We start from the raw sequence: 24,534 nt of genomic DNA, 5'->3' as shown, positions 1-24,534 counted from the left end.
ACGATCGACCTGACTTATGGTGCTCGATACTTTCTTAAGGCCTATTAAACCGTCAACTGGTGACGGTGCGTTATTACTGGCGATTGTGGGGTGAATCTGTTGCCAAACTGTTACGATTCTCGGCCTGGACGTTCAGAAAGATGCCGGAAAAGATTACGGCTGCGCCCAGAAGGGTCCAGTGATCCAGCGGCTCGTGATACAGAATCATGCCCACTACGGCGATTGTCGGAAGGCGGGCAAAGTCGAATGGGACGACGATGGTTGCCGGGGCAATAGCCAGCGCGTTGGTAATGCAGTAATGCGCCAGCAGGCCCGCCAACCCGATCAGCAAGAGATAAGGGGCAGTGGTGAGCGTCGGCAAGGCGATCTGCCCGTCAACGCCTGCCGCAATCAGGCCCATAGCCGCCTGCATGACGGTCAGCCAGAACATGATGCAGCCAATACTGGCGTACCGCGTAAGGGTTTTGGTGGATATTGTCGTTAGCGCGAAAAACACCGCTGAAAGAGCGGCAGCCAAGACGCCCGCGCTGAGCGGTACAGCGCCGGGTCGGGCGACAATCAGGATGCCGGCAAAGCCGATAAGGGCTGAAAGCACCCGAACTGGCGTCAGCCGTTCTTTCAACAGCAGAGGGGACAGCAGAATAACCCAGATCGGTTGCGTGAATTCCAACGCAAAAACCTGCGCCAGAGGGATGACCGTGACCGCATAGAACCAAAGGTTCTGGCCAGCAAAGTGCGTCAAGTTTCGAATGCCGTGCAAACCCAGCTTGAATGTCGAGACCTGATGCCATTTGCCTGTCAGTGACAGAACCAGCGCGACGACACAGATACCGACGAGGCTGCGGTAGAACATGATCTCGAACGTATCATGCGTGACGCTCAGCTCTCGTCCGGCAACAGCCATAGAAGAAAACGAAGCAATAGCCCCGGTCATCCAAAGCGCGGCCTTGCCGATCTGTGGTTTGTCGCTGTCCATTCACCTGCCTGCGGGAATCGCGGGTTTCTACCTGAACTTAAACAAAAAAGCCGGGACAGCGCCCGGCTTTTTTGGGTTACTCCCACTCGATTGTTCCCGGAGGTTTCGAGGTGATGTCATAGGTGCATCGGTTGATGCCTTTGACCTCGTTGATAATCCGCGTGGCGGTTTCGCCAAGGAATTCGTGGGTAAAAGGATAATAGTCGGCGGTCATGCCATCGACTGAGGTCACCGCCCGCATGGCGCAGGCATAATCATAGGTACGTCCGTCGCCCATCACGCCAACTGTACGAACGGGCAGGATAGCCACAAAGGCCTGCCAAATCTCGTCGTACAGCCCGTGTTTGCGAATCTGGTCGATATAGACTGCATCGGCCTCGCGCAGGATTTCCAGTTTCTCACGAGTGATCTCACCGGGGCAGCGGATCGCTAGGCCCGGTCCGGGGAATGGGTGGCGACCAATAAAGCTCTGCGGCAGGCCGAGTTCCCGACCCAGCGCGCGGACCTCGTCCTTGAACAGTTCACGCAGGGGTTCGACCAGCTTCAGGCCCATCTTTTCTGGCAGACCGCCCACATTATGGTGCGATTTGATGGTGACCGAAGGACCGCCCGAGAACGAGACCGATTCGATCACGTCTGGATACAGCGTGCCCTGTGCCAGGAACTCGGCGCCCTCGATAGTGTCGGCGTGTTTCTGGAACACGTCGATGAAAAGCTTGCCAATGATCTTGCGCTTGGTCTCGGGGTCGGACTGGCCGTCCAATTCGCCCAGGAACAGGTCGCTTTCATCCGCATGGATCAGTTGGATGTTGTAGTTGTCGCGGAACATGCCAACGACTTCTTGCGCTTCGTTCTTGCGCAGCAGACCGTGGTCGACGAACACACAAGTTAGCTGATCGCCAATCGCTTCGTGGATAAGGATCGCCGCGACCGAGCTGTCGACGCCGCCGGACAGTCCGCAAATGACCTTTTTGTCACCGACCTGTTCGCGGATTTTGCGGATCATCTCGTCGCGGTAGGCGCCCATGGTCCAGTCACCGTTGAAACCGGCCAGTTTGACGAAGTTTTCGTATAGTTTCGCGCCCTTGGGGGTGTGGTGCACCTCGGGGTGGAACTGAACGGCATAGAAATGACGTTTGGTGTCAGCGGTGATCGCGTAGGGTGCGTTGGGTGATGTGCCGAAGACCTCAAACCCCGGGGCGATTTCACTGACGTGGTCGCCGTGACTCATCCAGACCTGTTCGTCACCATCGGCGAACCAACCGTTCAAAATATCCAGCTGACCTTTCGGCGTGACAAAGGCACGGCCAAATTCGGCAGTTCCATGGCCGCTTTCGACCTTGCCGCCAAGTTGGTGCATCATCACTTGCTGGCCATAGCAGATGCCAAGGATCGGCACGCCATAATCAAAAATCTCTTGCGGTGCGCGGGGCGAACCCTCGCGGGTCACACTGTCCGGCCCGCCCGAGAAGATTACGGCTTTGGGCGCCATCTCGCGCACAAAGTCCATCGTAACATTCTGGTAGGGGTGGATTTCACAATAGACATTCAACTCGCGAAGGCGGCGTGCGATCAGCTGCGTCACCTGGCTGCCGAAGTCGATGATCAGAAGGCGGTCATGGGATGTCTGGCTCATGACTGGCTCTTAGGTCGCGCGACGGCTATGTGCAAGCGTTATGAGGTGTTTCTAACCAGATACGAGAGGGAGATTGGATCTATGACTGCCATTCGTTTCGTGAACGCGACACAGGAAGATGCCGGGGCGATCACTGATTGCCTAACGGCGGCTTATTTTAGTGCGCGTGAATCCATTGCTGATTTGCCGGATGTGACTGCGGGAATTGATCAAGATATTTCGGACAATAGGGTGGTTATTGCCGTTGCAGATGGGCGTTTGGCCGGGGTGATCATTTTTGCCCGGCAAGGCGCTGACATGAAGGTTTTCAATCTGGCCGTTTCACCAAATACGCAAGGGCAGGGAATTGCTGGAAAGCTGCTTGCCCGGGCCGAGGGCGAAGCGCGCGAGGCAGGATGCACACGTATGGTTTTGCGCACACATCGCCTGATGCAGGATACGCGCGCGATCTACGCGCATCTGGGTTGGGTTGAAACGGAAGTCAGCGGAAATTCCGTGGCCATGGAAAAAGCACTCGGAACAGACTAGCCCATCGATTCCGATTTTTCACTGCCCCGGTGAGAGGCGCGGCTGACATCTGCCCGGTAACTCCAGATCGCGATGAGGGACCAGCAAAGTATGTAGAAAATGCCTGTGAGGATGAGAAACTCACCCGGAATGGGGCCGACATCGGCTCGGTCAATGGCCTGATGGAAACCCTCAACCGGAGTCGGGTGGACCGAGATCTTGACGCAAAAAGCAAGGCTCTGGATCAGCAATATCCACAGGTAGTTCCTGCGAATCCGACGCCCAATCGCGATCATCAGGCTGACGTGATAGCGCGGGTGCAAATAGTCCTGCGCGAGAACCTTTTGCCAGTTCTCCTCCATGTGAAGATCGCCGTCATACAGAAGCGGCGCATAGAAATGGGTTTCCAGCCATCTGGCGCGGGCGCGCCACACGTTGAAATACCGGTAACGCCGCGCCTCGAGCATCAGGAACAGGATGATCAGAACGCCGACAAGCACCAGCGGAAGAGGTGAAGCCTCGGGCGAAGAAAAGGAAATCGACAGCGCAACACCCAATGTGACAACAGCCCAATTCGTTGTCGTGTCCAATCGGGTGCGCCAGATGGTACTTCGGTAAACCTCGCCTCTGTACAAGTGTGCCACCGCTCCAATTTCGGCCGCATCAAGGGTTTTCCGTTCATCTGCAGGAGTGGGCGTTTTTTGCGTTTCCGATTCCATGTCCTTATCATGAGCATCAGGAAAAAAGGGTCAAAGCAAAATCGAAGTGGCGAACATGTCGCTTTTACCCCGATTGCGCCGTTATCCACGTTCGGTGTGACTGGCGGTTCCGGTAACACAATTTGCAACGTGAACAGACTAACGGGATTATCTCATGTCAGAGGCAAACACCCGACGCAGAGCCAGAGGCGGTGGAGGAGCCGCCCGCCGGGCCGAGCGCACCGCGGTTCGTATCGAAACAGCAAAGTACATCGAACGGAATATTCCGAATTTCGAGGTTCTGAACGAAGAAGCGTTGGAAATCATCGAAGCCAACGCGGAAACCATTCTGGCCGAGGTTGGCGTCAACTTCGTCGACAATCCGGCTGCGTTGCAGCGCTGGAAAGACGCCGGCGCCGACATTGATGGCGAGCGCGTGCGCATCCCTCGTGGTTTGGCCCGTGAGTTGATCAAGACTGCGCCCAGCCAGTTTACTCAGCACGCTCGAAATCCCGAAAAATCGGTTGTTATTGGTGGCCGCAATCTGGTCCTGGCACCGGTCTATGGCCCGCCGTTCGTGCGTGATGCACAGGGCGGTCGGCGTTATGCGACCATGGACGATTTCAACAAGTTCGTGAAACTGGCTTATATGTCCAAGTGGTTGCACCACTCGGGCGGGACCGTGTGCGAGCCGACCGACGTTCCGGTGAATAAGCGTCACCTGGACATGCTGATGGCGCACATGACCCTGTCGGACAAGCCGTTCATGGGCTCGGTCACAGATCCCAGCCGCGCGCAGGATTCGGTTGATATGTGCGGGATCCTGTTCGGCAAAGAGTTCGTGCAGGAAAACACTGTCATGACCTCGCTGACCAACATCAACTCGCCGATGACCTTCGACGACGTGATGATGGGCTCGCTAGAGGTTTATGCGGCAAACAATCAGGCCTGCATCATCTCGCCCTTTATCGTCGGCGGCGCGATGGCGCCTGTTTCGGTGGCAGGGACGCTGACGCAGGTTCTGGCCGAAGTGATGGCCGGTGTTGCATACAGCCAGATCATCCGTCCAGGTGCCCCGGCAATCTTTGGTGCGTTTGTGTCGTCGATCGACATGAATTCGGGCGCGCCGACTTTCGGTACTCCCGAGGCGTCGTTGGTCACTTACGGTGCGGGCCAGCTAGCGCGGCGTCTGAACCTGCCGTTCCGTTCGGCCGGGTCGTTCTGCGGCTCGAAACTGCCTGATGCGCAGGCGGCCTATGAAACCGCGAACTCGCTGAACATGGGTCTGATGTCTGGCGTGAACTTCATGCTGCACTCGTGCGGCTGGCTGGAAGGCGGTCTGGTTGCAGATTTTGAGAAGTTCGTCATGGATGCCGACCAGTTGGGCGTTCTGCACGGTCTGGCCAAAGGTGTTGCCTATGACGACAACGCTCTGGCAATGGATGCGATCCGCGAAGTTGGCCCCGGCGGCCATTATCTGGGCTGCGCACATACACAGGCCAACTTCAAAGAGGCATTCTGGAAAAGCGAAGTTCTGGACTACAAGCCGTTCGAGACCTGGGAAGACGAAGGCGGACGCGATACGCGTCAACTGGCCACATCGCGGGTCGAGCATCTGCTGGCCAACTATCAGCAGCCGCAACTCGACCCGGAAATCAACGCCGCGCTGAACGAATACGTGGCGGAAAAGAAAGCATCCATGCCGGATGCCTTCACCTGATCACTGAAATTGCGAGGCGCGGCTGGCCTGAAACAGTTGCGCCTCGCCCAGTAACGCGATCAGCAGATCAAGATGCCGCACCAACGAATAGGCCGCATCTTCTTCGACCCGCTGCGCGTTGACCTCTCGTTCCATTTCCATCAATCGTACCAGCGCCGCACCGGTTCCGGGCAGCGAGCCGTATCCGAGAATACGTTGCAGATGCCGTTCCCGATCATAGTCCCGCGCCCCTAATTTCGCGGCCCGAGCCAAAAGGCGAGGGCGGCGGAGGGTGGCTATCATGGTCATCAGGTCCTGCATTTCGGGGGCTCCTTGTTCGAGTGGAAGTTGTCCCTTTTTACACACAACCTAAGCGGGTGTTGCCTTGATTGGGTTCGCGCCGAACTCTGGTTTCATGAGTGTTTATGTTTTTGAATCAAATCTGGTTGTTGTCTCTGTGGGTTAACGAACGAGTAACGAAAGCAACTCTAGTTAGAATTGGTTAACAAACTCATCGGGGGCGGTTGAGAACAGATTGTTGGTTCGACGAGGGCAAGGAACTATGGAAAATAACATGGCTTTCACCATTCCGGCTTGGGTACCTGAGGGGGCGCAAAGATATCTTGCCCACACAGAGACCGGCCAATCGATCCGCGATATCGCGCGATCCGCGGGGTGCCATGCTTCGACCATTCTCCGGCAAATCAGACGGATCGAAATGCGTCGCGACGATCCGTTGGTGGACGCCGCGCTGCAATCTCTGGCCGAGACGCATTTCGGCGATCCGGAAGCGGGCGCGAGTAACACGTTTGCACTTGCGCAAGACGAGACTGCAGCTGCCAAAGACGAGGAATTCAATCGCGAAGCCCTAAGGATTCTGCGCCGGTTGTGTGAAACGGGGTCGGTCCTTGCGGTAGCCGAGGAAATGGACAAGGCCGTTGTGGTCCGGGATACCGGTGACACTGGGGCCACAAGAACAGCCGTTGTGGATTGCAAGATCGCACAGGCGCTGGCTCTGAAAGACTGGATCTCTTGCGACAATCCTGGCCGGATTTCGCGCTATCGCATTTCGTCGGCAGGCCGGACCGCTTTGAGCCGTCTTGTTGCCGAGGCCGAGAACAAGGCGCGCGAGCGCAGTGAATTTGGCATGGCCGAGGCGCCAGCCTCTTTCCAGTCAAAAATGGCTCCGGGGCAGGGCGCGGCTGTGCCCCTCAATCGGCCCAAGCGAATTCGCTACAGCGCGGCGGAAAGTCCTCTGATCGCTTTGGCCCGCCGACGGGACCGGGATGGCAAACCTTTTCTGGATGAATCTCTGGTGGCGGCAGGAGAGCGTCTGCGTGAGGATTTTGAATTGGCGCAAATCGGCCCTCAGGTCGCGCAGAACTGGGATCATTTCCTCACCGCCGGAGGACGTGGCAGTTTCAAAAGCGAGGCACATGGCGGGCGGGGTTCGTCCGATGCGCGGGATCGTGTAGAGCGTGCCTTGTCGGATCTCGGGCCGGGGTTGAGCGACGTGGCACTGCGCTGCTGTTGTTACCTCGAAGGCTTGGAACTGGCAGAGAAACGCATGGGCTGGTCAGCGCGGTCGGGCAAGATCGTATTGCGGATCGCACTGCAACGTCTCAAGCGGCACTACGAAAGTCAGTCAGAGCGCAATCGTATGATTGGGTGATATGTTTTGGTTGCGTTCAGTCGGCCAAGTGATAATCACAGGTTATGCATTTTACCCTCAGACAGTTGCAGTATTTCAGCGCCGTCGCGGAACAGCGCAATTTCGGCCGGGCGGCGCAGACCTGCCATGTGTCTCAACCCGCTTTGTCAGTGCAGATCAAAGCGCTGGAGGAAAGCTTGGGCGGGCCGCTGTTCGAACGTCAGGCCCGTGACATCCTGTTGACTCCGTTGGGTCGCGATGTACTGGACCACGCGCGCCAGGTTCTGGGGGCCGCCGACAGGCTGGATCAATTTGCCAGGGATCGCTCGGGCGGGCATAGGTCACTGGCGATTGGAATTATACCGACAATCGCTCCGTATCTGTTGCCGGGCGTTCTGGCCGGATTGCGCGCCTCGGATGTGTCGCTTCGCGTGCAGGTGCGCGAGGCCAGAACCGAGCGGCTGTTGACTATGCTGCGCGCCGGGGAAATTGACGCCGGTGTCGTGGCCTTGCCGGTTGGGGGAAATGAGCTGTTCGAACTGCCCTTGTTTCAGGATCGGTTCCTTCTGGCCGGTAGCACGGCCCGCCTGCAGGGCATGACAACAAACCCCGAGGCCCTGCGGCCACTGGACCTGAAGACAGCGCAGTTGATGCTGCTGGATGATGGTCATTGCCTGACAGATCAGGCGCTTGAGGTCTGCGGGCAGGATCGCAGCAGCGGGTTGATCAACATGGGCGCGTCGTCCCTAGCAACTCTGTCCCGACTGGTGGCCGAAGGCTTTGGTCTGACCCTGATGCCCGAGCTTGCAGCGCAAGCGGAATCCGAGGCTGTGCCCGGGTTGAAACTGATACGTTTCGGCACACCTCAACCGTCGCGGACGGTTGGCCTGGTGCGAAGGTTGTCAACCGGCAATGAGGGCTGGTTCGATGGTCTGGCTGAGGTCATTCAACGGGTCGGCGAAGATATCGTGTCGGCCACTCGCAGCTGAAAATGAAAAGACCCGCCATCGGCGGGTCTTAAAAATTGGATCGCAGAAAGGCTTAGGCCAGAGCCGGCTCTTTCGCTTCGTCCAGGTGCTTTTTCAGGTTTTCCGGCGAGGACACGCCATAGGGGTCTTCCGGGCAGTTATCCATCAGGCCGGGCTCTTCGAACCATGCGTCGACGACGCCGTTGTTGACGATGGCAGCATAGCGCCACGAGCGCATACCAAAGCCCAGGTTGTCCTTGTCGACCAGCATGCCCATCTTGCGGGTGAACTCGCCCGAACCATCCGGGATCACCTTGACGTTTTCCAGGCCCTGATCCTGCGCCCATTTGTTCATGACAAAGCTGTCATTCACCGACATGCAGTAAATCTCGTCGATGCCTTTTTCCTTGAATTCGGCATGACCGTTTTCAAAACCGGGCAGCTGGTAGGTCGAACAGGTGGGGGTGAACGCACCGGGCAGCGAGAACAGGATCACCCGTTTGCCGGCAAAGTAATCTGCAGTTGTCTTGTCTTCCCAACGGAACGGGTTGGGGCCTTCGACGGCCTCGTCACGGACGCGGGTGTGAAAGGTTACGTCAGGCAATTTGGTACCGGATTTCATGCTCAAGTTCCTGTGATTCATGTGTGAACTGCTGCAGATTTAAAACAGTTCTAAATTGGCTTCAATGTAATAGTTGCCGCAAACGCGAATTCTGGCGGATACTGCAAAGCGTACTGTTTTCAATAGGATTTTTCCAGGATTTGTCTGGTGTTTTTCTGCAATTGCATAGTGCGCTGTTATGGCAGCTATGCATGGGTGGCGTAGCAATCCGTCACTGTTTATATTATGTCGAAGCAAAGTGACCAAAAGTCAGGAAAGCCGACCGTGCGTGATCTGAAGATCCCCGAACAACGTCATCCCGAAAAGGCGCATCGCCAAGACAATGCGCAGCCGAAAAAGCCGAAATGGATTCGGGTGAAGGCTCCGGGTGGAAAAGGGTATGCCGAAACCCACAAGATCATGCGCGAGAACAACCTCGTGACCGTCTGCGAAGAGGCCGGTTGCCCGAATGTCGGCGAATGCTGGAGCCAGGGTCACGCCACCATGATGATCATGGGCGAGATCTGTACCCGTGGCTGTACTTTCTGCAACATTGCGACCGGTCGCCCCGACGATCTGGACGCGTTCGAACCCGGTCGGGTAGCGCATGCGGTACAGAAGCTGGGGCTCAACCACGTGGTTATCACCTCGGTGGACCGGGACGACCTGACAGACGGCGGGGCCGAGCATTTTGCCCAGACCATCCGCGCGGTGCGTCACCGCTCGCCCAAGACAACGATTGAAATCCTGACGCCGGACTTCCTAAAGTGTGATGCTTCGGTTCTGGAAACTGTGGTCGAGGCGAAACCGGACGTGTTCAACCACAACCTCGAAACCGTTCCGGGCCTGTACCCCGAAGTGCGTCCCGGTGCGCGGTATTTCCACTCGCTGCGCTTGTTGCAGCGGGTCAAAGAGATGGACCCGTCGATCTTTACCAAATCGGGCATCATGGTTGGCCTTGGGGAAGACGAACAACAGGTCCGGCAGGTCATGGACGATATGCGCGCGGCCGATATCGATTTCCTGACCATCGGTCAGTATCTGCAGCCCACGCCGAAACACCACGGCGTCGACCGCTTTGTCACGCCCGAGGAGTTCGCGTCATATGAAAAGGCGGCCTACGGCAAGGGATTCCTGATGGTGTCCGCGACGCCTCTGACCCGGTCGTCCTACCATGCAGGCGATGACTTTGCCCGTCTGCGCGATGCGCGCCAGAAAAAGCTGGAGCAAGGGTGACACCCGAAACACTTGCGCGGCTGACTTGGCTGCGCCACGAATTGCATCAATACCCCGAGATTTCCGGGCAGGAGGAACAAACCGCTGCCCGGATTGCGGATGAATTGCTTGCCCGAGATGCCGATCAGGTGCTGACGGGTATTGGCGGTCATGGGGTGGCGGGCGTTTTCAACAGTGGTCAGACGGGGTCAACGGTTGCCATTCGGTGCGAGTTGGACGGGTTGCCGATTCAGGAAGTCTCTGAAGCTGATTATGCCTCACGTCTTCCTGGAAAGGGGCATTTGTGCGGACATGATGGCCATATGACGATGGTTCTGGGGGTGGCTGAGCAACTAGCCCAATCCCGCCCGGAAACGGGCCGCGTGGTTCTGATTTTCCAACCGGCCGAAGAAACCGGGAAAGGGGCCATCGCCTTTCGGGCCGATCCGAAGTTTGCCGAAATTGCGCCGGATTTTGTGTTTTCACTGCACAACCTGCCGGGCTTGGCGCAGGGGGACGTGCTGCTGTGCAAGGGGCCCGCGAATTGTGCCTCGCGCGGGATGAAGATTGTTCTGACCGGCAAAACCTCACACGCGGCAGCGCCACAGGATGGGGTATCACCGACTGGGGCGCTGGTGTCTCTGATGCCGCAATTGGCGGCGTTGGGGCAGGGCGGTGATCTGGGTGCGGATTTTGCCCTGACCACTGTGACACATGCCAATCTGGGTGAGCCGACCTTTGGTGTTGCTCCCGGTCGGGCCGAGCTTTGGGTGACCCTGCGCACTGTCGCCGATGCGCGAATGCAGAACCTGATGAACGAGGCCGAGGCGTTGGTTGCGCAGGTCGCTTCAGATCAGGGGCTGGGCTATGAGATCGGTTATGAAGACGTGTTCGAGGCCTGCGTGAACGCGCCCGAGGCTGTCGAAATCCTCAGCCGATCCTGTGTGGAAACAAACGTGCCGTGCGAGCTGACGTCCAGCCCTCAGAAGTTCTCAGAAGATTTCGGACAATTCGGTAAAGACGCCAAGGCAGCCATGTTCTGGCTAGGCTCTGGAGTGGGTCACCCACAGTTGCACAACCCGGACTACGATTTCCCGGATGCCCTGATTCCGGTTGGAACTGGTATTTTCCTGCAAGCGATTCAGCAGGTGTTGGGCCCGCTCAGTCCTCGGTAAAGCGAACCTTGCCGATAAAGGGCAGGTTGCGATTGCGCTGAGCGTAGTCGATTCCATAGCCCACGACGAATTCATCCGGAATCTCGAACCCGATCCAATCGGACCGGAAATCAACCTCGCGCCGGCTGGGTTTGTCCAGCAGGGCGATGGATTTCAACCGTGCAGGCTTACGGCTGCGCAGCAGCTTGGTCACGTGGTTCAGGGTGTGACCGGTATCGACGATATCCTCGACGACCAGAACATCACGCCCTTCAATCGCGCCGCGCAAGTCTTTGAGAATGCGAACTTCTCGACTGCTTTCCATCGAATCGCCGTAGGATGATGCTTCAAGGAAATCCACCTCGATCGGCAGGTCCAGTTCGCGCACGAGGTCAGCGATAAAGACGAAACTGCCGCGCAGCAGGCCGACCACGACCAGCTTGTCGGTATCGCCGAATTCCTGTGTGATTTCGCGGCACAGCTCTTCAATCCGGGCGGCGATGGCCTTGGCCGAGATCATCTCATCTATCACATATGCGCGGTCGCTCATCGCTGCCCCCTTGATCTTTGGCGCGCAACATACGAAATCACGCGCCATTGTCACCTGTTAATAGCGGACGCCATGCCTACTCATTCGGAAACCCGCCACCTGCCGTATACCGCACAGCAGATGTACGACCTGATTGCGGATGTGGCGAAATACCCTGAGTTTCTGCCATGGTGCGCCGCCGCCCGCATCCGCCGAACCTATGCCGCCGGTGAGGCGCAGGTGATGGAGGCGGATCTGGTCATCTCGTTCAAAGTGTTCCGCGAACGATTTGGCAGCCGGGTGACGCTGTTCCCGGACCAGATGAAGATCGACACCGAATATCTGGACGGCCCCTTCAAATATATGAAATCCGACTGGCAGTTTGCGGATGCACCCGAAGGTGGGTGTAACGTATCCTTCCACGTGGACTTCGAATTCAAGAACGCCATCCTGCAGGGTATCATCGGCGTCGTGTTCAATGAAGCCATGCACCGCATCGTTCAGGCGTTCGAGACCCGCGCCGCGGATTTGTACGGCTAGGTCTTTACCCGTTAACGGCGCACGCTAGACTGCGCACATGAGCGATTTTTCCACTTCTCTGGCCGCGTTTGCGGCGGGCCCTGTCGAGACAACCTTGCAGACGCGGGTTGTCACATCGTTGTCCATTCTGGACTGGATTGCTGTCGGTCGTGCCGGGGCTGACGAGCCTGTCTCAAAAGCCGTGCGTGATCTGGTACTGGGCGAAGAGGGGGCGACGCAGGCGCATTTGTTTGGCGGTGGCGCAGCCCCGATGCGCGGGGCGGCCTTGGTCAACGGCACCGTGTCACACGCGCTGGACTATGACGACACGCATTTCGCCCATATCGGTCACCCTTCGGTTGCAGTGTTGCCGGCCGCTTTGTCGCTGAGCGAATGGGATGATCGCATTCTCGTCGATTTCCTCGAGGCCGCGTTGGTTGGGATGGAGACGTCGATCCGCGTGGGTCTGTGGTTGGGCCGTGACCATTATCAGGCAGGGTTCCATCAGACCGCGACAGCGGGTGCGTTTGGGGCCGCCGTGGCAGCGGGCCGTATTCTGGGGTTCGACCCCAAGCAAATGCAAAAGGTGTTGGGTCTGACGGCCACGCGCGCCGCTGGCCTCAAGGCGCAATTCGGAACGATGGGCAAACCCTATAACGCGGGTCTTGCGGCCTCGGCCGGGGTTGAAGCCGCGTTACTGGTCGCGAAGGGGTTTGAGCCCAATATGGACGCGTTGGAGGGGCAGTACGGCTTTGGCGCTCTACACAAAGGCGAGGGGGATGCATCAACCGCTTTGGCCGGGTTGGGTGAAGAGTGGCTGTTCGAAGCCGTCAGCCACAAGTTCCACGCCTGCTGCCATGGCCTGCACGCCGCGCTCGAGGCCGCGCGCGATCTGGACATTGCGGAACCGGAGGTAGCAGAGATCAAGATCAAGACTCATCCGCGTTGGATGAGCGTGTGCAACCAGATGTCTCCGACCACCGGTTTAGGAGCAAAGTTCTCGTACCGAACGGTGATCGCCATGCAGGCGCTTGGCTATGACACGGCGCTGCCGGACAGCTACACCGATAAGGTCTGCGCGGACCCGCGCCTGAAGTCCTTGCGGGATCGCGTGTCGGTCGAAGCGGATGAAACGCTGTCAGAAACGCAGGCGCATTTGACTTTGTTGCGCCGCGACGGTGCACGGCTGGAAGCAACGCACGACCTTTTGACACCGATGAGTTTGTCGGACCGCGAGGACCGGGTACGCGGCAAGGCCGCCAAGCTGATCGGAGGAGAAGAGACGGACGCGATCTGGTCGATGCTGCGCACCGGCGGCCGCGCCCGCGATCTGGCAAAAAGCCTGGCGGTTTAGACCACGCGCCAGTGCAGCGGGAAGCCCGGGTCAAAGACCGTTACCGGACCATCTCCGGATTCGATCTTTTCGGGGTATGCGACAGGCCCACCTTTGGTCAGGGTGATCGTTTCTTCGTTCACCGGCAGGCGGTAGAACGCAGGCCCATTCAGTGAAACAAAACCTTCCAGCTTGTCCAACGCGCCTTCACGGTCGAACATCTCGGCGACCAAGGACATCGTGTTCGTCGCGGTGAAGCACCCGGCACAACCGCAAGCCATTTCCTTGTTGTCATCCGTATGCGGCGCGCTGTCTGTGCCCAGGAAATACCGTGCATCGCCCGAGGTCGCAGCGGCCAGCAACGCCAGCCTGTGTTCCTCCCGCTTGGCGACGGGAAGGCAGTAGTAGTGCGGTTTGATGCCGCCAACCAGAATGTGGTTGCGGTTGATGATCAGGTGATGTGCGGTGATGGTAGCACCCAGATCGGTCTCGTTGGCCTTTACGTAGTCGACGCCGTTCGAAGTGGTGATATGCTCCATCACCACACGCAGACCCGGAGTGGCCTTGCGGATCGGATCCAGAACACGGTCGATGAAAACCGCCTCACGGTCAAAGATGTCGATCTCTGCGTCTGTAACCTCGCCATGGACGCACATTGGCAAACCGATCTCGGCCATCTTTTCCAACACTGGACGCACCTTGTCGAAATCCCGCACGCCCGAGGCCGAGTTGGTCGTAGCACCTGCAGGATATAGCTTGACCGCCTTGACCAACCCGCTGGCATGAGCAGCGGCTACATCGTCTGCATCCGTATCCTCGGTCAGGTACAGGGTCATCAGTGGCTCGAACGTCATGCCTTCGGGAAGCGCGGCCATGATGCGGTCGCGATAGGCGGCGGCCTGATCGCCGCGCACGACGGGAGGCACGAGGTTAGGCATGATGATCGCGCGGGCAAAATGGCGCGCGGTTTCGGGCAGAACGGCCTGCAACATCGCGCCATCGCGCAGGTGCAGGTGCCAGTCGTCGGGGCGGCGGATCGTGATGCTATCGGTCATGGCGCCTCCGCTATCACACAGGCCGCGTGCGGGAAAGGCTTGTCAACGACCCGGATCGCCGTAAATCCCGGAAAGACCATGGCCTTGACGCGCGTGCGCTGTCGTGACCTGTTGTGCCGAGGGAGATTTGCAAATGACACAGCCAGAAACTATCGACGCCGTTCAGAACATGTTGGGCGCGCAGGGTTATGTCTGCGGACGTGCACTGGCCACGGTTGTGTTCCTGTCGCTGAAGCTGGGCCGCCCGTTGTTTCTGGAAGGCGAGGCCGGGGTCGGCAAAACCGAGATCGCAAAGGCGCTGGCATCGGGTCTGAACAGGCGCTTGATCCGGCTGCAGTGCTACGAGGGGCTGGATGCATCCTCGGCTGTCTACGAATGGAACTTTCCGGCGCAGATGGTGGCAATCCGGACGGCTGAGGCGTCGGGTGGCGCCGATCGCGGTGCATTGCAATCCGAGTTGTTCTCGGACGAGTATCTGATCGAGCGCCCTCTGCTGCAGGCCATGCGTCCGGACCAAAACGGCGCGCCAGTCCTGCTGATCGACGAATTGGATCGTACCGATGAGCCGTTTGAAGCCTTCCTGCTGGAAGCGCTGAGCGACTTTCAGGTCACAATCCCCGAACTGGGCACAGTACATGCGCCTGAGCCGCCCATCGTCATCGTCACTTCAAACCGCACGCGCGAGGTGCACGACGCGTTGAAACGCCGTTGTCTGTATCATTGGGTCGACTATCCCGATTTCGACCGTGAAATCGAAATCCTCCACGCCCGCGCGCCCGAGGCCGCTGAGGCGCTTAGCCGCGAGGTTGTGGCTTTTGTTCAGCGCCTGCGAACCGAGGACCTGTTCAAGAAACCTGGGGTGGCCGAGACCATCGACTGGGCCAAATGCCTGCTTGCGCTGGATGTGATCAACCTCAGCCCCGAGGTCATCGGTGACACGCTGGGCGCGATCCTTAAATATCAGGACGACATCCAGAAATTGCAGGGGTCCGAGGCGAAACGGATTCTGGATGAGGCCAAATCCTCTCTAGAACCGGCCTGATGCTTCATCTTTTTCAAAATACCCCGAGGGTATGGGGGCTGCGCCCCCTTGGCTGCTGATGGCAGAACAACTCCCCCTCGATATTCCGGACAACCCTAGGCTGGCGCAAAACATCACTCATTTTGCACGGGCCTTGCGCAAGGCTGGGCTGCCGATTGGTACGGGGAGGGTGGTTGATGCGATCCGGGCCGTGCAGGCAGCTGGGTTCACCGAAAAGCGGGACTTCTACTGGACGCTGCACGCCTGTTTCGTCAGCCGCCCCGAGCACCGGACCGTGTTTGCACAGGTCTTTCGCCTCTACTGGCGCGACCCGCGTTACATGGAACACATGATGGCAATGATGCTGCCCGCCATTCGGGGGGTGCAGCAGGAGCGTAAGGCTGAGGCCGCCGAAAAACGCGCGGCCGAGGCGTTGCTGGATGGCGTAGAACGAGACCTGCCGGAAACGTCCGAATCCGAGGAAGATACGGAGCTTGAGATTGACGCCTCACAAACCGCGTCGTCTGAGGAACGGCTCCGCAGTCTGGATTTCGAGCAGATGAGTACGGCCGAGATCGCTCAGGCTAAGCGTATGCTGGCGCGCTTGACGTTGCCGGTAAATCCCATCGATTCTAGGCGCGGGCAGGCCAGTCATCTGGGCCACCGCGTCGACCGGGCGCGCACCTTGCGTGCGGCTATGCGCCAAGGCGGAGAGCTGCACGAAATCGCGCGGCTCAAGCCCAAACCGCGCTGGCCGAACCTTGTGGTGCTATGTGATATCTCGGGCTCGATGAGCCAGTACAGCCGGATCATCCTGCATTTCCTGCACTCGGTTTCGAACGCCAAAGGTGCCGGTTGGGCCAAGGTCCACGCGTTTACCTTCGGCACTCGTCTGACCAATATAACCCGCCATTTGCAACAGCGAGACGTGGATGCAGCGTTGGCCGCCGCCGGAGATGAGGCGCAGGATTGGGAGGGCGGCACGCGGATCGGGGAATGCCTGCATGCGTTCAACCGCGACTGGTCACGCAGGGTTATGGGGCAGGGCGCAGTGGTGTTACTGATCTCGGACGGGTTGGATCGGGGCGATCCCGAGGCGTTGGGAAAGGAAATGGAGCGGCTGCACCTTTCGGCCAAGCGTCTGATCTGGCTCAATCCGCTGCTGCGCTGGGATGGTTTCGCGCCCAAAGCACAAGGCGTGGCGGCGATGCTGCCACATACGGACAGCTTTCGCGCGGGTCACTCGGTTGCTTCGTTAGAGGACCTGGCCGCCGTGATCTCACAACCCGACGACGTGGGAGAGAAAGCGCGGCTGATGACCGCGCTTTCGGGGTGATTAGCCACCCACCTGTTCTTCGTTGCACTTACGTGCCATTTCCATGGCCTTGTAGGTGCCGGTCAGATCGACGGTGAAGGCAAACTCCTTCTCGGGGAACACAACCATGACTTTCTGCTTGGCGATGTCATCGGCGAACTGAGGGTCATCGGACAGAACATAACCGCCAGAGTATCCTTTGGTGATGTTGCCCTTCATACCGGTGGCTTCACCCAGATAGATGTTGTCACCCAGCAGGATGGCCACAGCTTCCTTCTCGCCACGCTTGATGTCGGTCTTGGCCTTGGTGAAGACGCCCACATAACCAACGCTGCGGTCTTCGGTCAGCCCCATCTGAACCACGTTTTCAGCGTCATCGACAGCTTCGATCAGGCAGGATTTCTTGTCCTCGTCAATAAAGACCTTCCATCCTTCGACCTCACCATAGCGCAGGAAAGTATCCGCGCTGACTGCAGTCGATGCCAGCAGTCCGATTGCCGTTCCGAGTGTAAAAATGCGTTTCAACTCTCTGTCTCCTTTGTGAAATAACAATATGCGCATACTGGAATGCACCAGTTGCGCGTGTAGGCTAGAATCAGGTCAGCTGACAATCAATCCTTTGCGTAAACTGCATAAGTCCGGGCTTCTTTGTGCGGAAGGTCCGGTACTTTGGATGCGATGTATCCCCTCTTAGGACTTGGGTTCCTTTTCATCCGGCCAAACCTGCCTATGTTGGGTCTGAACACTCCGGGAGGGTGCAATGGACAGATTCGACAACAGCCCCGAAACGGCTCTGCGCTGGTTCCAAGATGGAAAACCTGTTGCATTGGCCACGGTGGTCGAGACCTGGGGCAGCGCGCCGCGGCGTGTGGGCGCTCAGTTGGTAATTGGCGGGGACGGCCGCATCGAAGGATCAGTCTCAGGCGGGTGCGTAGAGGGCGCGGTCGTGGTCGAGGCACTTGAGGCGATCGACGAGGGCGAGGCGCGGCTGTTGGAGTTTGGCGTCAGCGACGAGGACGCCTTTGCCGTTGGGCTGGCCTGTGGCGGCACTATCCGCGTGTTGGTCGAGCCGGTAGGAAAAGTCCTGCCCGAACCCATGCTGCGCGAATTGGTTGACGCCCGCGCCCGGCGTGAGCCTGTGGCCTATGAGGTGAACATCGAAACGGGCCATCGCGCCCTGCGGCGCAATGCCTATGCCAACCGACTGCGTATGGATCGTTCGGGGTTTGAGGAGGATGGCCAGACCTTCGTTGCTGTGCACAACCCGCCGCTGCGGTTGATCATCGTAGGTGCCGTGCATATCGCGCAGGCGCTGGTGCCGATGGCGCGGATCGCCGGATACGACCCGGCCATCATCGACCCACGCGATGCTTTTGCATCCAGCGCGCGCTTTCCAGGTGAAACGATCCTGACCGACTGGCCGGACGAAGCCGTTGCCAAGCTGGGGATGGACTCACGGACGGCGATTGTACTGTTGACCCATGACCCCAAATTGGACGACCCGGCCCTGCAATCGGCGCTTCAGGCGGGCGTGTTCTATATCGGCGCTCTAGGCTCGACCCGCACCCATGCAAAACGCGTGACACGAATGAAAGAGGCGGGGTTCACCGATGAGCAGATTACACGCATTCACGGGCCGATCGGTCTGGACATCGGTGCTGCGGACCCATCGGAAATCGCGGTGTCCATTCTGGCGCAAATGACGGCTGTATTGCGGGGCAAGGCGTGAAGTTCGGCCCCGTTCCCGTCGATCAGGCCGCCGGCGCAATTCTGGCGCATTCCGTAAAGGCCGGAGATACCAAACTGCGCAAGGGCCTCATGTTGACGGCCGAGCATCAAAAGGTATTGACCGATGCCGGGCACAGTTCCGTTACGGTTGCCCGTCTAGCGCCCGGCGATTGCCACGAAGACGATGCGGCCGGTATGTTGGCTGACGCTTTGGTTCCCGACCCCAAAGCCGCCGCTTTGCGGGTGACACACCCCTTCACGGGTCGGGTGAACCTGTTGGCGGATGGCCCCGGGGTTGCGGTGCTGGATATCGCGGCGCTCGAGGCGTTCAACCAGGTCAATCCGATGATAACCGTGGCCACCGTACCCCAATACCAGCAGATGAGCGCAGGCGGCATGGTCGCGACGATCAAGGTGATTTCCTACGCCGTGCCGGGCGGAGACGTTCTTGAGGTATCGCGTCTGGCCAAAGGTGCGGTCCGTCTGGCCAAACCGGTCTACCGAAACGCCGGGTTGGTGGTAACCGATATACCCGGCGGACCACCGAACGAAAAAGGCATCGCCGCAATTCAGGGGCGGGTAGAGGCCCTTGGGCTAGAGCTGGCCGATGTGCGAATTGTCCCGCACCAGACCGAGGCCCTTGCGACCGCTATCGGAGAAGCGCATGGCGATGTGTTGATGGTTTTGACCGGCTCGGCCACCTCGGATGTGTCTGACGTGGCCCCCGAGGCAGTGCGCGCTGCAGGTGGGCAGGTCGACCGTTTCGGCATGCCGGTTGATCCGGGGAACCTGCTGTTTCTTGGATCTCTGGGCCAGCGCCCCGTCATAGGGTTGCCGGGATGCGCGCGGTCTCCGGCGTTGAACGGCGCCGATTGGGTCTTGTCGCGTGTTGCCTGCGGTATCGAAACGACCGGCTCAGATATTGCGGCGATGGGGGTTGGCGGGTTGCTCAAGGAAATCCCGACGCGGCCGCAGCCAAGGGCAGGGCGCAAGGGATAACGTGGCGGTTATTTGCCTTTCCGGTTCAACGAAATAGATGTTGGTGATTGTCCGGCAAGCTGACCAAAACGGTCGCTAAATATTTTTGTTCTCAAACAAATTTTCCCGTGTTTAACTCGGCGTAGGGAGAGTTTCATTTTGGGAGGAACATATGACACAGGTCTCAATGACCGTGAACGGGAAATCCGTGAGCGGTGATGTCGAGGGCCGGACGCTGCTGTCCAGCTTTCTGCGTGATCACCTGTCGCTGACCGGAACCCATGTGGGCTGCGATACCGCGCAATGTGGTGCGTGTGTGGTTCATGTGGATGGTGAGGCGGTCAAATCCTGCAACATGCTGGCGCTCGAGGCTGATGGGGCCGATGTTGGCACGATCGAAGGTCAGGCAAACGCTGATGGCTCGCTGAACGTCATCCAGCAGGCGTTTCAGGACCACCACGGTCTTCAATGTGGTTTCTGCACACCGGGCATGGTCATGAGTGCAGCGGCGTTGTTGAAAGAGAACCCGCGCCCAACCGAAGCAGAGATCCGTAAGTATCTGGAAGGCAATCTGTGCCGCTGCACCGGGTATCACAACATCGTCAAGGCGATCATGGCCGCATCAGGTCAGGACGCAGGCAGCATCGCTGCCGAATAATGCCACTGCGGGCGTAAGAGGAGACGCCCGTGGGATGACATAGGGTGCACAAGCATCCGTTTATGGGAGGAGAACAAGCAATGCCCAAAGACAGTGGCATCGGAGCCAGTTCCAAGCGGCGCGAAGACGTCCGCTTTCTGACCGGAGCGGGCAATTACACCGACGACATCAACGTACATGGCCAGGCCTACGTGCATTTTCTACGGTCCGACATCGCGCATGGCCGGATCAAATCCGTAGACACCTCAGCCGCCGAACGTATGCCTGGCGTGGTCAAGGTGTTCACAGGCAAAGACTTTGAAGGCGTAGGCGGAATGCCCTGCGGCTGGGAGGTGACCGACAAGCACGGCGCGCCGATGCAAGAACCGCCGCACCCAATTCTAGCGCAAGGCAAGGTCCGCCATGTGGGCGACCCGATCGCGGCGGTTGTGGCCGATAGCCTTGAGCAAGCCCGTGATGCGGCTGAGGCAATCGACGTGGATATCGAAGAGCTGCCTGCCGTGATCGACATGAAGGCAGCCGCGCAGGACGGCGCGACTCTGATCCACGAAGATCTGAAGAACAACATCTGCTATGACTGGCAACTGGGTGAGACCGATGACGCAAAGGTCAATGAGGTCTTTGCCAATGCGGCCCATGTGACCACGCTGGATCTGGTGAACAACCGCCTGGTCGCCAACCCGATGGAACCGCGCGTGGCGGTGGGTGAGTACAAGCGCGGCACGGATGAGTACACGCTCTATACAACCTCACAGAATCCGCATGTGATCCGCCTGCTGATGTGCGCTTTTGTTCTGGGCCTGCCCGAACACAAAGTGCGTGTCGTGGCCCCGGATGTGGGCGGCGGATTTGGCACCAAGATTTTCCACTACGCTGAAGAGGCGTTTTGTACTTTTGCCGCCAAGGCCTGCAACCGGCCTGTGAAGTGGACCTCCAGCCGGTCCGAGGCGTTCATGTCGGATGCCCATGGTCGCGATCATGTCAGCAAGATTGAACTGGCGCTGGATGCCGATAACAACTTTATCGGCTTGCGCACCAACACCTACGCCAATCTGGGGGCTTATCTGTCGACCTTCTCCAGTTCCGTGCCCACATGGCTGCACGGTACCTTGATGGCAGGCAACTACAAGACACCGGTCATTCAGGTGAACGTGAAGGCGATGTTCACCAATACGGTACCAGTAGATGCCTATCGCGGCGCGGGTCGTCCTGAGGCGACCTACCAGTTGGAGCGTGTCGTCGACAAGGCTGCGCGTGAGCTGGGCGTCGATCCGATTGCGCTGCGCCGCCAGAACTTTGTCACTCAGTTCCCGTATGACACGCCAGTCGCGCTGACCTATGACACCGGGGATTACAACGGGACGATGGACAAGCTTGAGGCTGCCGCCGATCTGGCTGGCTTTGCCGCGCGTCGTGCGGAAAGCGAAGCAAAAGGCAAGCTGCGCGGTCTGGGCATCAATTGCTATATTGAGGCCTGCGGCATCGCGCCTTCGAACATCGTCGGCATGCTGGGGGCCCGCGCGGGTCTTTATGATGCGGCAACCGTACGAGTGAACGCCACAGGATCGATCAGCGTTATGGTCGGAGCGCACAGTCACGGGCAGGGCCATGAGACCGCTTTCCCGCAGGTTGTGGCGGACATGATCGGCATTGATGAATCGATGGTCGAGATTGTGCATGGCGATACCTCGAAGATCCCGTTCGGTATGGGCACCTATGGCTCGCGCTCGCTTGCGGTCTGTGGCTCGGCCATGGTCAAGGCGACCGAGAAGGTGATTGAGAAAGCCAAGCGGATCGCGGCCCATCTACTGGAAGCCTCCGAGGCGGATATCGAGTTGAAGGACGGCCAATTCAGCGTTGCGGGCACCGACAAGTCGGTGGCCTGGGGTGATGTGACCCTGACGGCTTATGTGCCGCATAACTATCCCCTGGAAGTTGAGCCTGGGTTGGAGGAGACCGCGTTTTACGATCCGGCCAACTTTACCTTCCCGGCTGGCGCCTATGCTTGTGAGGTCGAGGTCGACCCCGAGACCGGTCAAGTCACCATCGAGGCCTTCACTGCTGCCGATGACTTTGGAAACATCGTCAATCCGATGATCGTGGATGGTCAGGTGCATGGCGGTATCGGTCAGGGCATTGGGCAGGCTCTGCTTGAGAACTGTGCCTATGACGAGAACGGCCAACTTCTAAGCGCTTCCTTCATGGATTACGCAATGCCCCGCGCGGACGATGTGCCGTTCTATGGTGTGGATCATTCCAGCCAGACGCCCTGTACCCACAACCCGCTGGGGGTGAAGGGTTGTGGTGAGGCCGGTGCGATTGGCTCGCCGCCAGCGGTGGTCAATGCGGTTCTGGATGCGATGAATTCGGGCGGTAAGGCGATCGATCACATCGACATGCCGGTAAGCCCGTCGCGCGTCTGGGCGGCGATGAACAGCTGAGTTGAGAGGTTGGGGTGCGAGGGGCCAGCTCCTCGCGCTCCCCGGGATATTTATAGCCAGATGAAGGGCGGATCCGCGCCTTTCGGAAAGGAAAACGAAATGTACAATTTCGAGTTTGAGAAACCCTCGACCATTGCTGATGCGGTTGCCGCGTTGGGGGCCGAGGATGCGCAGGCGTTGGGGGGCGGTCAGACGCTGATCCCGACGCTGAAGCAGCGACTGGCCGCACCGTCCACGCTGGTGTCGGTAAGCGGAATTGCCGAAATGAAGGGTGTCTGCGTCGAAGATGATGGGTCAGTGGCTGTTGGCGGTGCGACCACCCATGCTGCGGTCGCATCCGAGGCGGCAGGCAGCTATCCGGCTATCGCTGCGTTGGCGGGACAGATCGGTGATCCGGCAGTGCGCAATCGTGGGACCATCGGCGGGTCGATTGCCAACAACGATCCGGCAGCGTGTTATCCTGCGGGGGTTTTGGGTTCGGGTGCGACGGTTGTGACCAATACGCGCGAGATCGCAGCCGATGACTTCTTTGAAGGCATGTTCACGACCGCTTTGGACGAGGGTGAGATCATCACCTCGGTCCGGTTCCCTGTTCCGCAGGCGGCCAACTATCAGAAGTTCCTGCAACCAGCCTCACGGTTTGCTTTGGTGGGCGTATACGTGGCGCGATTTGCGGATGGTGTTCGCGTTGCAGTCACCGGTGCAAGCGAGGATGGCGTGTTTCGTTGGTCCGAAGCAGAGGAGGCGCTGAACAAAGAGTTCCGTTCAGATGCGTTAATGGATTTGCGCATCAATCCGGCCAACATGATTGCCGATTTGCATGGCAGCAAGGAATATCGCGCCCATCTGGTTGGCGTCATGACCAAACGGGCTGTCGACGCCTGTATGTAAGACGCAACAATTAACCAAAGCCCCGGTGAAACCCCGGGGCTTTTTACGTGCGGCGCAGTCTTGGCGGTTTTGCGGGTTGCCAATAGGCCCCGGTATCCTCACGTGCTTTTTGGTAAGCTTCAATCCGCTGTCGCGCTGTGTTGCCCCCTGCATCGAAGAGGTGGCCTAGCAGGCATTCCAGAACAGCCATGGCTCCGGTGAAGCAGGAAAATGGGTACAGTGCACGGGTGCTGACGGTGAAGGCAACGTCAGGTTCCACCCCGGGGGCGATCACGTCGCTGTCTGAGATCAGGATCAGGCGCAGGCCTTGTTGTTTTGCGAAACGCATCGATTGGATGGTGTCCGCGGAATAAGGCTGCACGGTGATGGCGACGAGGCAATCGTTTTGGTCAGCGTCCAGCAGGTCATCCGCGGCTGACCCGATATGACGCGGCACCAGTTGGATACCCGGATACGCCATTCGACCCGTATAGGAAAAGTAATAGGCCAGTGCGTAACTTGCTCGGGTTGCCGTCACGAAACATCTGCGCGATGCGGTGATGTGCTGGACAGCTTCGCGGGTCTTTTCGGGTTTCATCAGACGCAGGGATCGGGCAACGACGTTTTGTTCGTTTTGTGCCAGTTTGGCCTGCGTTGCGCTGAATGCGTCCTCGGTTTGCAGCGTGCTCAGCCATTCCTGTCCCAATTCGTTTTCTCGGTCTGTGACCAATGCGTGCCGGAACGGAGCACGAAACGCCTCGAAACTGTCAAACCCCATGCGCGTTGCCAAACGGACCAGAACATTCGAGCTGACGCCAATTCTGGCTGAAGTGGTGCGGATCGGGTCGAGGCCGAAATCTCCGGGATGGTCGATGATGTATTTGGCCGCTGCCTGCAAGGCAGAAGGCAGCCGTTCGATATCATCACGCAGTCGGTCGGTGATTTGGTTTGGAGTGTTTCCCATTCGAGAAGAAAAAAACAA

24 protein-coding genes are annotated in these 24,534 nt (G+C 58.6%); 15 read left to right on the top strand and 9 right to left on the bottom strand.

What is annotated here, in order from left to right; translation table 11 throughout:
• Positions 1-73 precede the first annotated feature (73 nt).
• Together ACXAGD_RS08735 and guaA are read right to left on the bottom strand one after the other, a co-directional pair.
• On the bottom strand, positions 74-976 hold the full coding sequence (locus ACXAGD_RS08735) for a DMT family transporter (protein ID WP_475209730.1): 903 nt from the start codon (positions 974-976) through the stop codon (positions 74-76).
• A gap of 76 nt (positions 977-1,052) precedes the next feature.
• Positions 1,053-2,612, bottom strand: coding sequence for a glutamine-hydrolyzing GMP synthase (guaA, locus tag ACXAGD_RS08730; protein WP_475209728.1), 1,560 nt, complete (start codon positions 2,610-2,612; stop codon positions 1,053-1,055).
• 81 nt (positions 2,613-2,693) lie between these two features.
• Between guaA and ACXAGD_RS08725 the strand changes: the two genes are divergently transcribed.
• The gene (locus ACXAGD_RS08725) at positions 2,694-3,140 is read left to right on the top strand and encodes a GNAT family N-acetyltransferase (protein WP_475209725.1); all 447 of its coding nucleotides are present in this window, start codon (positions 2,694-2,696) and stop codon (positions 3,138-3,140) included.
• Here the strand turns inward: ACXAGD_RS08725 and ACXAGD_RS08720 are convergent.
• Positions 3,137-3,838 carry a DUF2270 domain-containing protein gene (locus ACXAGD_RS08720; protein WP_475209724.1) on the bottom strand — a complete coding sequence of 234 codons (702 nt, stop codon included), beginning with the start codon at positions 3,836-3,838 and terminating at the stop codon, positions 3,137-3,139. The genes ACXAGD_RS08725 and ACXAGD_RS08720 overlap by 4 nt on opposite strands.
• Positions 3,839-3,992: 154 nt before the next feature.
• Here ACXAGD_RS08720 and ACXAGD_RS08715 point away from each other — a divergent pair, with 154 nt between their 5' ends.
• Positions 3,993-5,537 (top strand): trimethylamine methyltransferase family protein, encoded by a 1,545-nt coding sequence (locus ACXAGD_RS08715; RefSeq protein WP_475209723.1) that lies wholly within the window; start codon positions 3,993-3,995, stop codon positions 5,535-5,537.
• Here ACXAGD_RS08715 and ACXAGD_RS08710 read toward each other — a convergent pair whose 3' ends face one another.
• Entirely contained in the window at positions 5,538-5,837 is a 300-nt protein-coding gene (locus ACXAGD_RS08710; protein WP_475209722.1) for a DUF6477 family protein, read from the bottom strand.
• A 241-nt stretch (positions 5,838-6,078) separates the two neighbouring features.
• Between ACXAGD_RS08710 and ACXAGD_RS08705 the strand changes: the two genes are divergently transcribed.
• Together ACXAGD_RS08705 and ACXAGD_RS08700 are read left to right on the top strand one after the other, a co-directional pair.
• Entirely contained in the window at positions 6,079-7,188 is a 1,110-nt protein-coding gene (locus ACXAGD_RS08705; protein ID WP_475209721.1) for a DUF6456 domain-containing protein, read from the top strand.
• 44 nt (positions 7,189-7,232) lie between these two features.
• Positions 7,233-8,156, top strand: a complete 924-nt coding sequence (locus ACXAGD_RS08700) for a LysR substrate-binding domain-containing protein (RefSeq protein WP_475209719.1) — start codon at positions 7,233-7,235, stop codon at positions 8,154-8,156.
• Between the two features lie 52 nt (positions 8,157-8,208).
• Here ACXAGD_RS08700 and ACXAGD_RS08695 read toward each other — a convergent pair whose 3' ends face one another.
• Positions 8,209-8,757, bottom strand: a complete 549-nt coding sequence (locus tag ACXAGD_RS08695; RefSeq protein WP_475209717.1) for a redoxin family protein — start codon at positions 8,755-8,757, stop codon at positions 8,209-8,211.
• A gap of 264 nt (positions 8,758-9,021) precedes the next feature.
• Between ACXAGD_RS08695 and lipA the strand changes: the two genes are divergently transcribed.
• Both lipA and ACXAGD_RS08685 read left to right on the top strand, forming a co-directional pair.
• On the top strand, positions 9,022-9,972 hold the full coding sequence (gene lipA / locus ACXAGD_RS08690; RefSeq protein ID WP_475209714.1) for a lipoyl synthase: 951 nt from the start codon (positions 9,022-9,024) through the stop codon (positions 9,970-9,972).
• Positions 9,969-11,126, top strand: a complete 1,158-nt coding sequence (locus tag ACXAGD_RS08685) for an amidohydrolase (protein WP_475209712.1) — start codon at positions 9,969-9,971, stop codon at positions 11,124-11,126. Before lipA ends, ACXAGD_RS08685 begins: the two co-directional genes overlap by 4 nt.
• Here the strand turns inward: ACXAGD_RS08685 and hpt are convergent.
• Positions 11,113-11,655, bottom strand: a complete 543-nt coding sequence (hpt, locus tag ACXAGD_RS08680; RefSeq protein ID WP_475209710.1) for a hypoxanthine phosphoribosyltransferase — start codon at positions 11,653-11,655, stop codon at positions 11,113-11,115. The genes ACXAGD_RS08685 and hpt overlap by 14 nt on opposite strands.
• 72 nt (positions 11,656-11,727) lie before the next feature.
• Between hpt and ACXAGD_RS08675 the strand changes: the two genes are divergently transcribed.
• Both ACXAGD_RS08675 and ACXAGD_RS08670 read left to right on the top strand, forming a co-directional pair.
• A complete protein-coding gene (locus ACXAGD_RS08675) occupies positions 11,728-12,174 on the top strand; it encodes a type II toxin-antitoxin system RatA family toxin (protein WP_475209709.1) in 447 nt (148 codons plus the stop codon).
• 37 nt (positions 12,175-12,211) lie between these two features.
• A complete protein-coding gene (locus ACXAGD_RS08670; RefSeq protein ID WP_475209707.1) occupies positions 12,212-13,507 on the top strand; it encodes an MmgE/PrpD family protein in 1,296 nt (431 codons plus the stop codon).
• On the opposite strand, the gene pyrC is transcribed toward ACXAGD_RS08670, so the two are convergent.
• Entirely contained in the window at positions 13,504-14,541 is a 1,038-nt protein-coding gene (gene pyrC, locus ACXAGD_RS08665; protein ID WP_475209703.1) for a dihydroorotase, read from the bottom strand. The two genes, ACXAGD_RS08670 and pyrC, sit on opposite strands and share 4 nt — an antisense overlap.
• Positions 14,542-14,674: 133 nt before the next feature.
• Here pyrC and ACXAGD_RS08660 point away from each other — a divergent pair, with 133 nt between their 5' ends.
• Positions 14,675-15,583: an AAA family ATPase gene (locus tag ACXAGD_RS08660; protein WP_475209702.1), complete on the top strand. Its 909-nt coding sequence runs from the start codon at positions 14,675-14,677 to the stop codon at positions 15,581-15,583.
• Positions 15,584-15,641: 58 nt separating this feature from the next.
• Complete coding sequence (locus ACXAGD_RS08655; protein WP_475209700.1) at positions 15,642-16,898, top strand: vWA domain-containing protein; 1,257 nt, start codon at positions 15,642-15,644, stop codon at positions 16,896-16,898.
• Here the strand turns inward: ACXAGD_RS08655 and ACXAGD_RS08650 are convergent, their stop codons facing one another.
• On the bottom strand, positions 16,899-17,402 hold the full coding sequence (locus ACXAGD_RS08650) for a hypothetical protein (protein ID WP_475209697.1): 504 nt from the start codon (positions 17,400-17,402) through the stop codon (positions 16,899-16,901).
• A 235-nt stretch (positions 17,403-17,637) separates the two neighbouring features.
• Here ACXAGD_RS08650 and ACXAGD_RS08645 point away from each other — a divergent pair, with 235 nt between their 5' ends.
• The 5 genes from ACXAGD_RS08645 to ACXAGD_RS08625 all read left to right on the top strand — a co-directional run bounded on the left by ACXAGD_RS08645 (position 17,638) and on the right by ACXAGD_RS08625 (position 23,573).
• A complete protein-coding gene (locus ACXAGD_RS08645) occupies positions 17,638-18,606 on the top strand; it encodes an XdhC family protein (protein WP_475209695.1) in 969 nt (322 codons plus the stop codon).
• Positions 18,603-19,604, top strand: coding sequence for a molybdopterin-binding protein (locus tag ACXAGD_RS08640; protein WP_475209693.1), 1,002 nt, complete (start codon positions 18,603-18,605; stop codon positions 19,602-19,604). The genes ACXAGD_RS08645 and ACXAGD_RS08640 overlap by 4 nt, the downstream gene beginning before the upstream one ends.
• Before the next feature lie 151 nt (positions 19,605-19,755).
• A complete protein-coding gene (locus tag ACXAGD_RS08635) occupies positions 19,756-20,241 on the top strand; it encodes a (2Fe-2S)-binding protein (protein WP_475209691.1) in 486 nt (161 codons plus the stop codon).
• 80 nt (positions 20,242-20,321) lie between these two features.
• Positions 20,322-22,682: a xanthine dehydrogenase family protein molybdopterin-binding subunit gene (locus ACXAGD_RS08630; protein ID WP_475209689.1), complete on the top strand. Its 2,361-nt coding sequence runs from the start codon at positions 20,322-20,324 to the stop codon at positions 22,680-22,682.
• 99 nt (positions 22,683-22,781) lie between these two features.
• Positions 22,782-23,573 (top strand): FAD binding domain-containing protein, encoded by a 792-nt coding sequence (locus tag ACXAGD_RS08625; RefSeq protein WP_475209687.1) that lies wholly within the window; start codon positions 22,782-22,784, stop codon positions 23,571-23,573.
• Positions 23,574-23,616: 43 nt separating this feature from the next.
• Here ACXAGD_RS08625 and ACXAGD_RS08620 read toward each other — a convergent pair whose 3' ends face one another.
• Complete coding sequence (locus tag ACXAGD_RS08620; protein WP_475209683.1) at positions 23,617-24,516, bottom strand: MurR/RpiR family transcriptional regulator; 900 nt, start codon at positions 24,514-24,516, stop codon at positions 23,617-23,619.
• Positions 24,517-24,534 lie beyond the last annotated feature (18 nt).

Source organism: Ruegeria sp. ABF4_144 (assembly GCF_056160045.1).
Note: the sequence above shows the minus strand (reverse complement) of the source record. Positions and strands in the feature narration are given on the sequence as shown.

Excerpts from the sequence above, each read along its gene's own strand:
- ACXAGD_RS08645 (WP_475209695.1), top strand. The coding sequence starts at position 17,638 with ATGGACAGATTCGACAACAGCCCCGAAACGGCTCTGCGCTGGTTCCAA.
- ACXAGD_RS08725 (WP_475209725.1), top strand. The coding sequence starts at position 2,694 with ATGACTGCCATTCGTTTCGTGAACGCGACACAGGAAGATGCCGGGGCG.
- ACXAGD_RS08625 (WP_475209687.1), top strand. The coding sequence starts at position 22,782 with ATGTACAATTTCGAGTTTGAGAAACCCTCGACCATTGCTGATGCGGTT.
- ACXAGD_RS08630 (WP_475209689.1), top strand. The coding sequence starts at position 20,322 with ATGCCCAAAGACAGTGGCATCGGAGCCAGTTCCAAGCGGCGCGAAGAC.
- ACXAGD_RS08710 (WP_475209722.1), bottom strand. The coding sequence starts at position 5,837 with ATGCAGGACCTGATGACCATGATAGCCACCCTCCGCCGCCCTCGCCTT.
- ACXAGD_RS08670 (WP_475209707.1), top strand. The coding sequence starts at position 12,212 with ATGAGCGATTTTTCCACTTCTCTGGCCGCGTTTGCGGCGGGCCCTGTC.
- guaA (WP_475209728.1), bottom strand. The coding sequence starts at position 2,612 with ATGAGCCAGACATCCCATGACCGCCTTCTGATCATCGACTTCGGCAGC.
- ACXAGD_RS08720 (WP_475209724.1), bottom strand. The coding sequence starts at position 3,838 with ATGGAATCGGAAACGCAAAAAACGCCCACTCCTGCAGATGAACGGAAA.
- ACXAGD_RS08675 (WP_475209709.1), top strand. The coding sequence starts at position 11,728 with ATGCCTACTCATTCGGAAACCCGCCACCTGCCGTATACCGCACAGCAG.
- ACXAGD_RS08620 (WP_475209683.1), bottom strand. The coding sequence starts at position 24,516 with ATGGGAAACACTCCAAACCAAATCACCGACCGACTGCGTGATGATATC.
- ACXAGD_RS08705 (WP_475209721.1), top strand. The coding sequence starts at position 6,079 with ATGGAAAATAACATGGCTTTCACCATTCCGGCTTGGGTACCTGAGGGG.
- hpt (WP_475209710.1), bottom strand. The coding sequence starts at position 11,655 with ATGAGCGACCGCGCATATGTGATAGATGAGATGATCTCGGCCAAGGCC.
- pyrC (WP_475209703.1), bottom strand. The coding sequence starts at position 14,541 with ATGACCGATAGCATCACGATCCGCCGCCCCGACGACTGGCACCTGCAC.
- ACXAGD_RS08660 (WP_475209702.1), top strand. The coding sequence starts at position 14,675 with ATGACACAGCCAGAAACTATCGACGCCGTTCAGAACATGTTGGGCGCG.
- ACXAGD_RS08695 (WP_475209717.1), bottom strand. The coding sequence starts at position 8,757 with ATGAAATCCGGTACCAAATTGCCTGACGTAACCTTTCACACCCGCGTC.
- ACXAGD_RS08655 (WP_475209700.1), top strand. The coding sequence starts at position 15,642 with ATGGCAGAACAACTCCCCCTCGATATTCCGGACAACCCTAGGCTGGCG.
- ACXAGD_RS08700 (WP_475209719.1), top strand. The coding sequence starts at position 7,233 with ATGCATTTTACCCTCAGACAGTTGCAGTATTTCAGCGCCGTCGCGGAA.
- ACXAGD_RS08715 (WP_475209723.1), top strand. The coding sequence starts at position 3,993 with ATGTCAGAGGCAAACACCCGACGCAGAGCCAGAGGCGGTGGAGGAGCC.
- ACXAGD_RS08635 (WP_475209691.1), top strand. The coding sequence starts at position 19,756 with ATGACACAGGTCTCAATGACCGTGAACGGGAAATCCGTGAGCGGTGAT.
- ACXAGD_RS08735 (WP_475209730.1), bottom strand. The coding sequence starts at position 976 with ATGGACAGCGACAAACCACAGATCGGCAAGGCCGCGCTTTGGATGACC.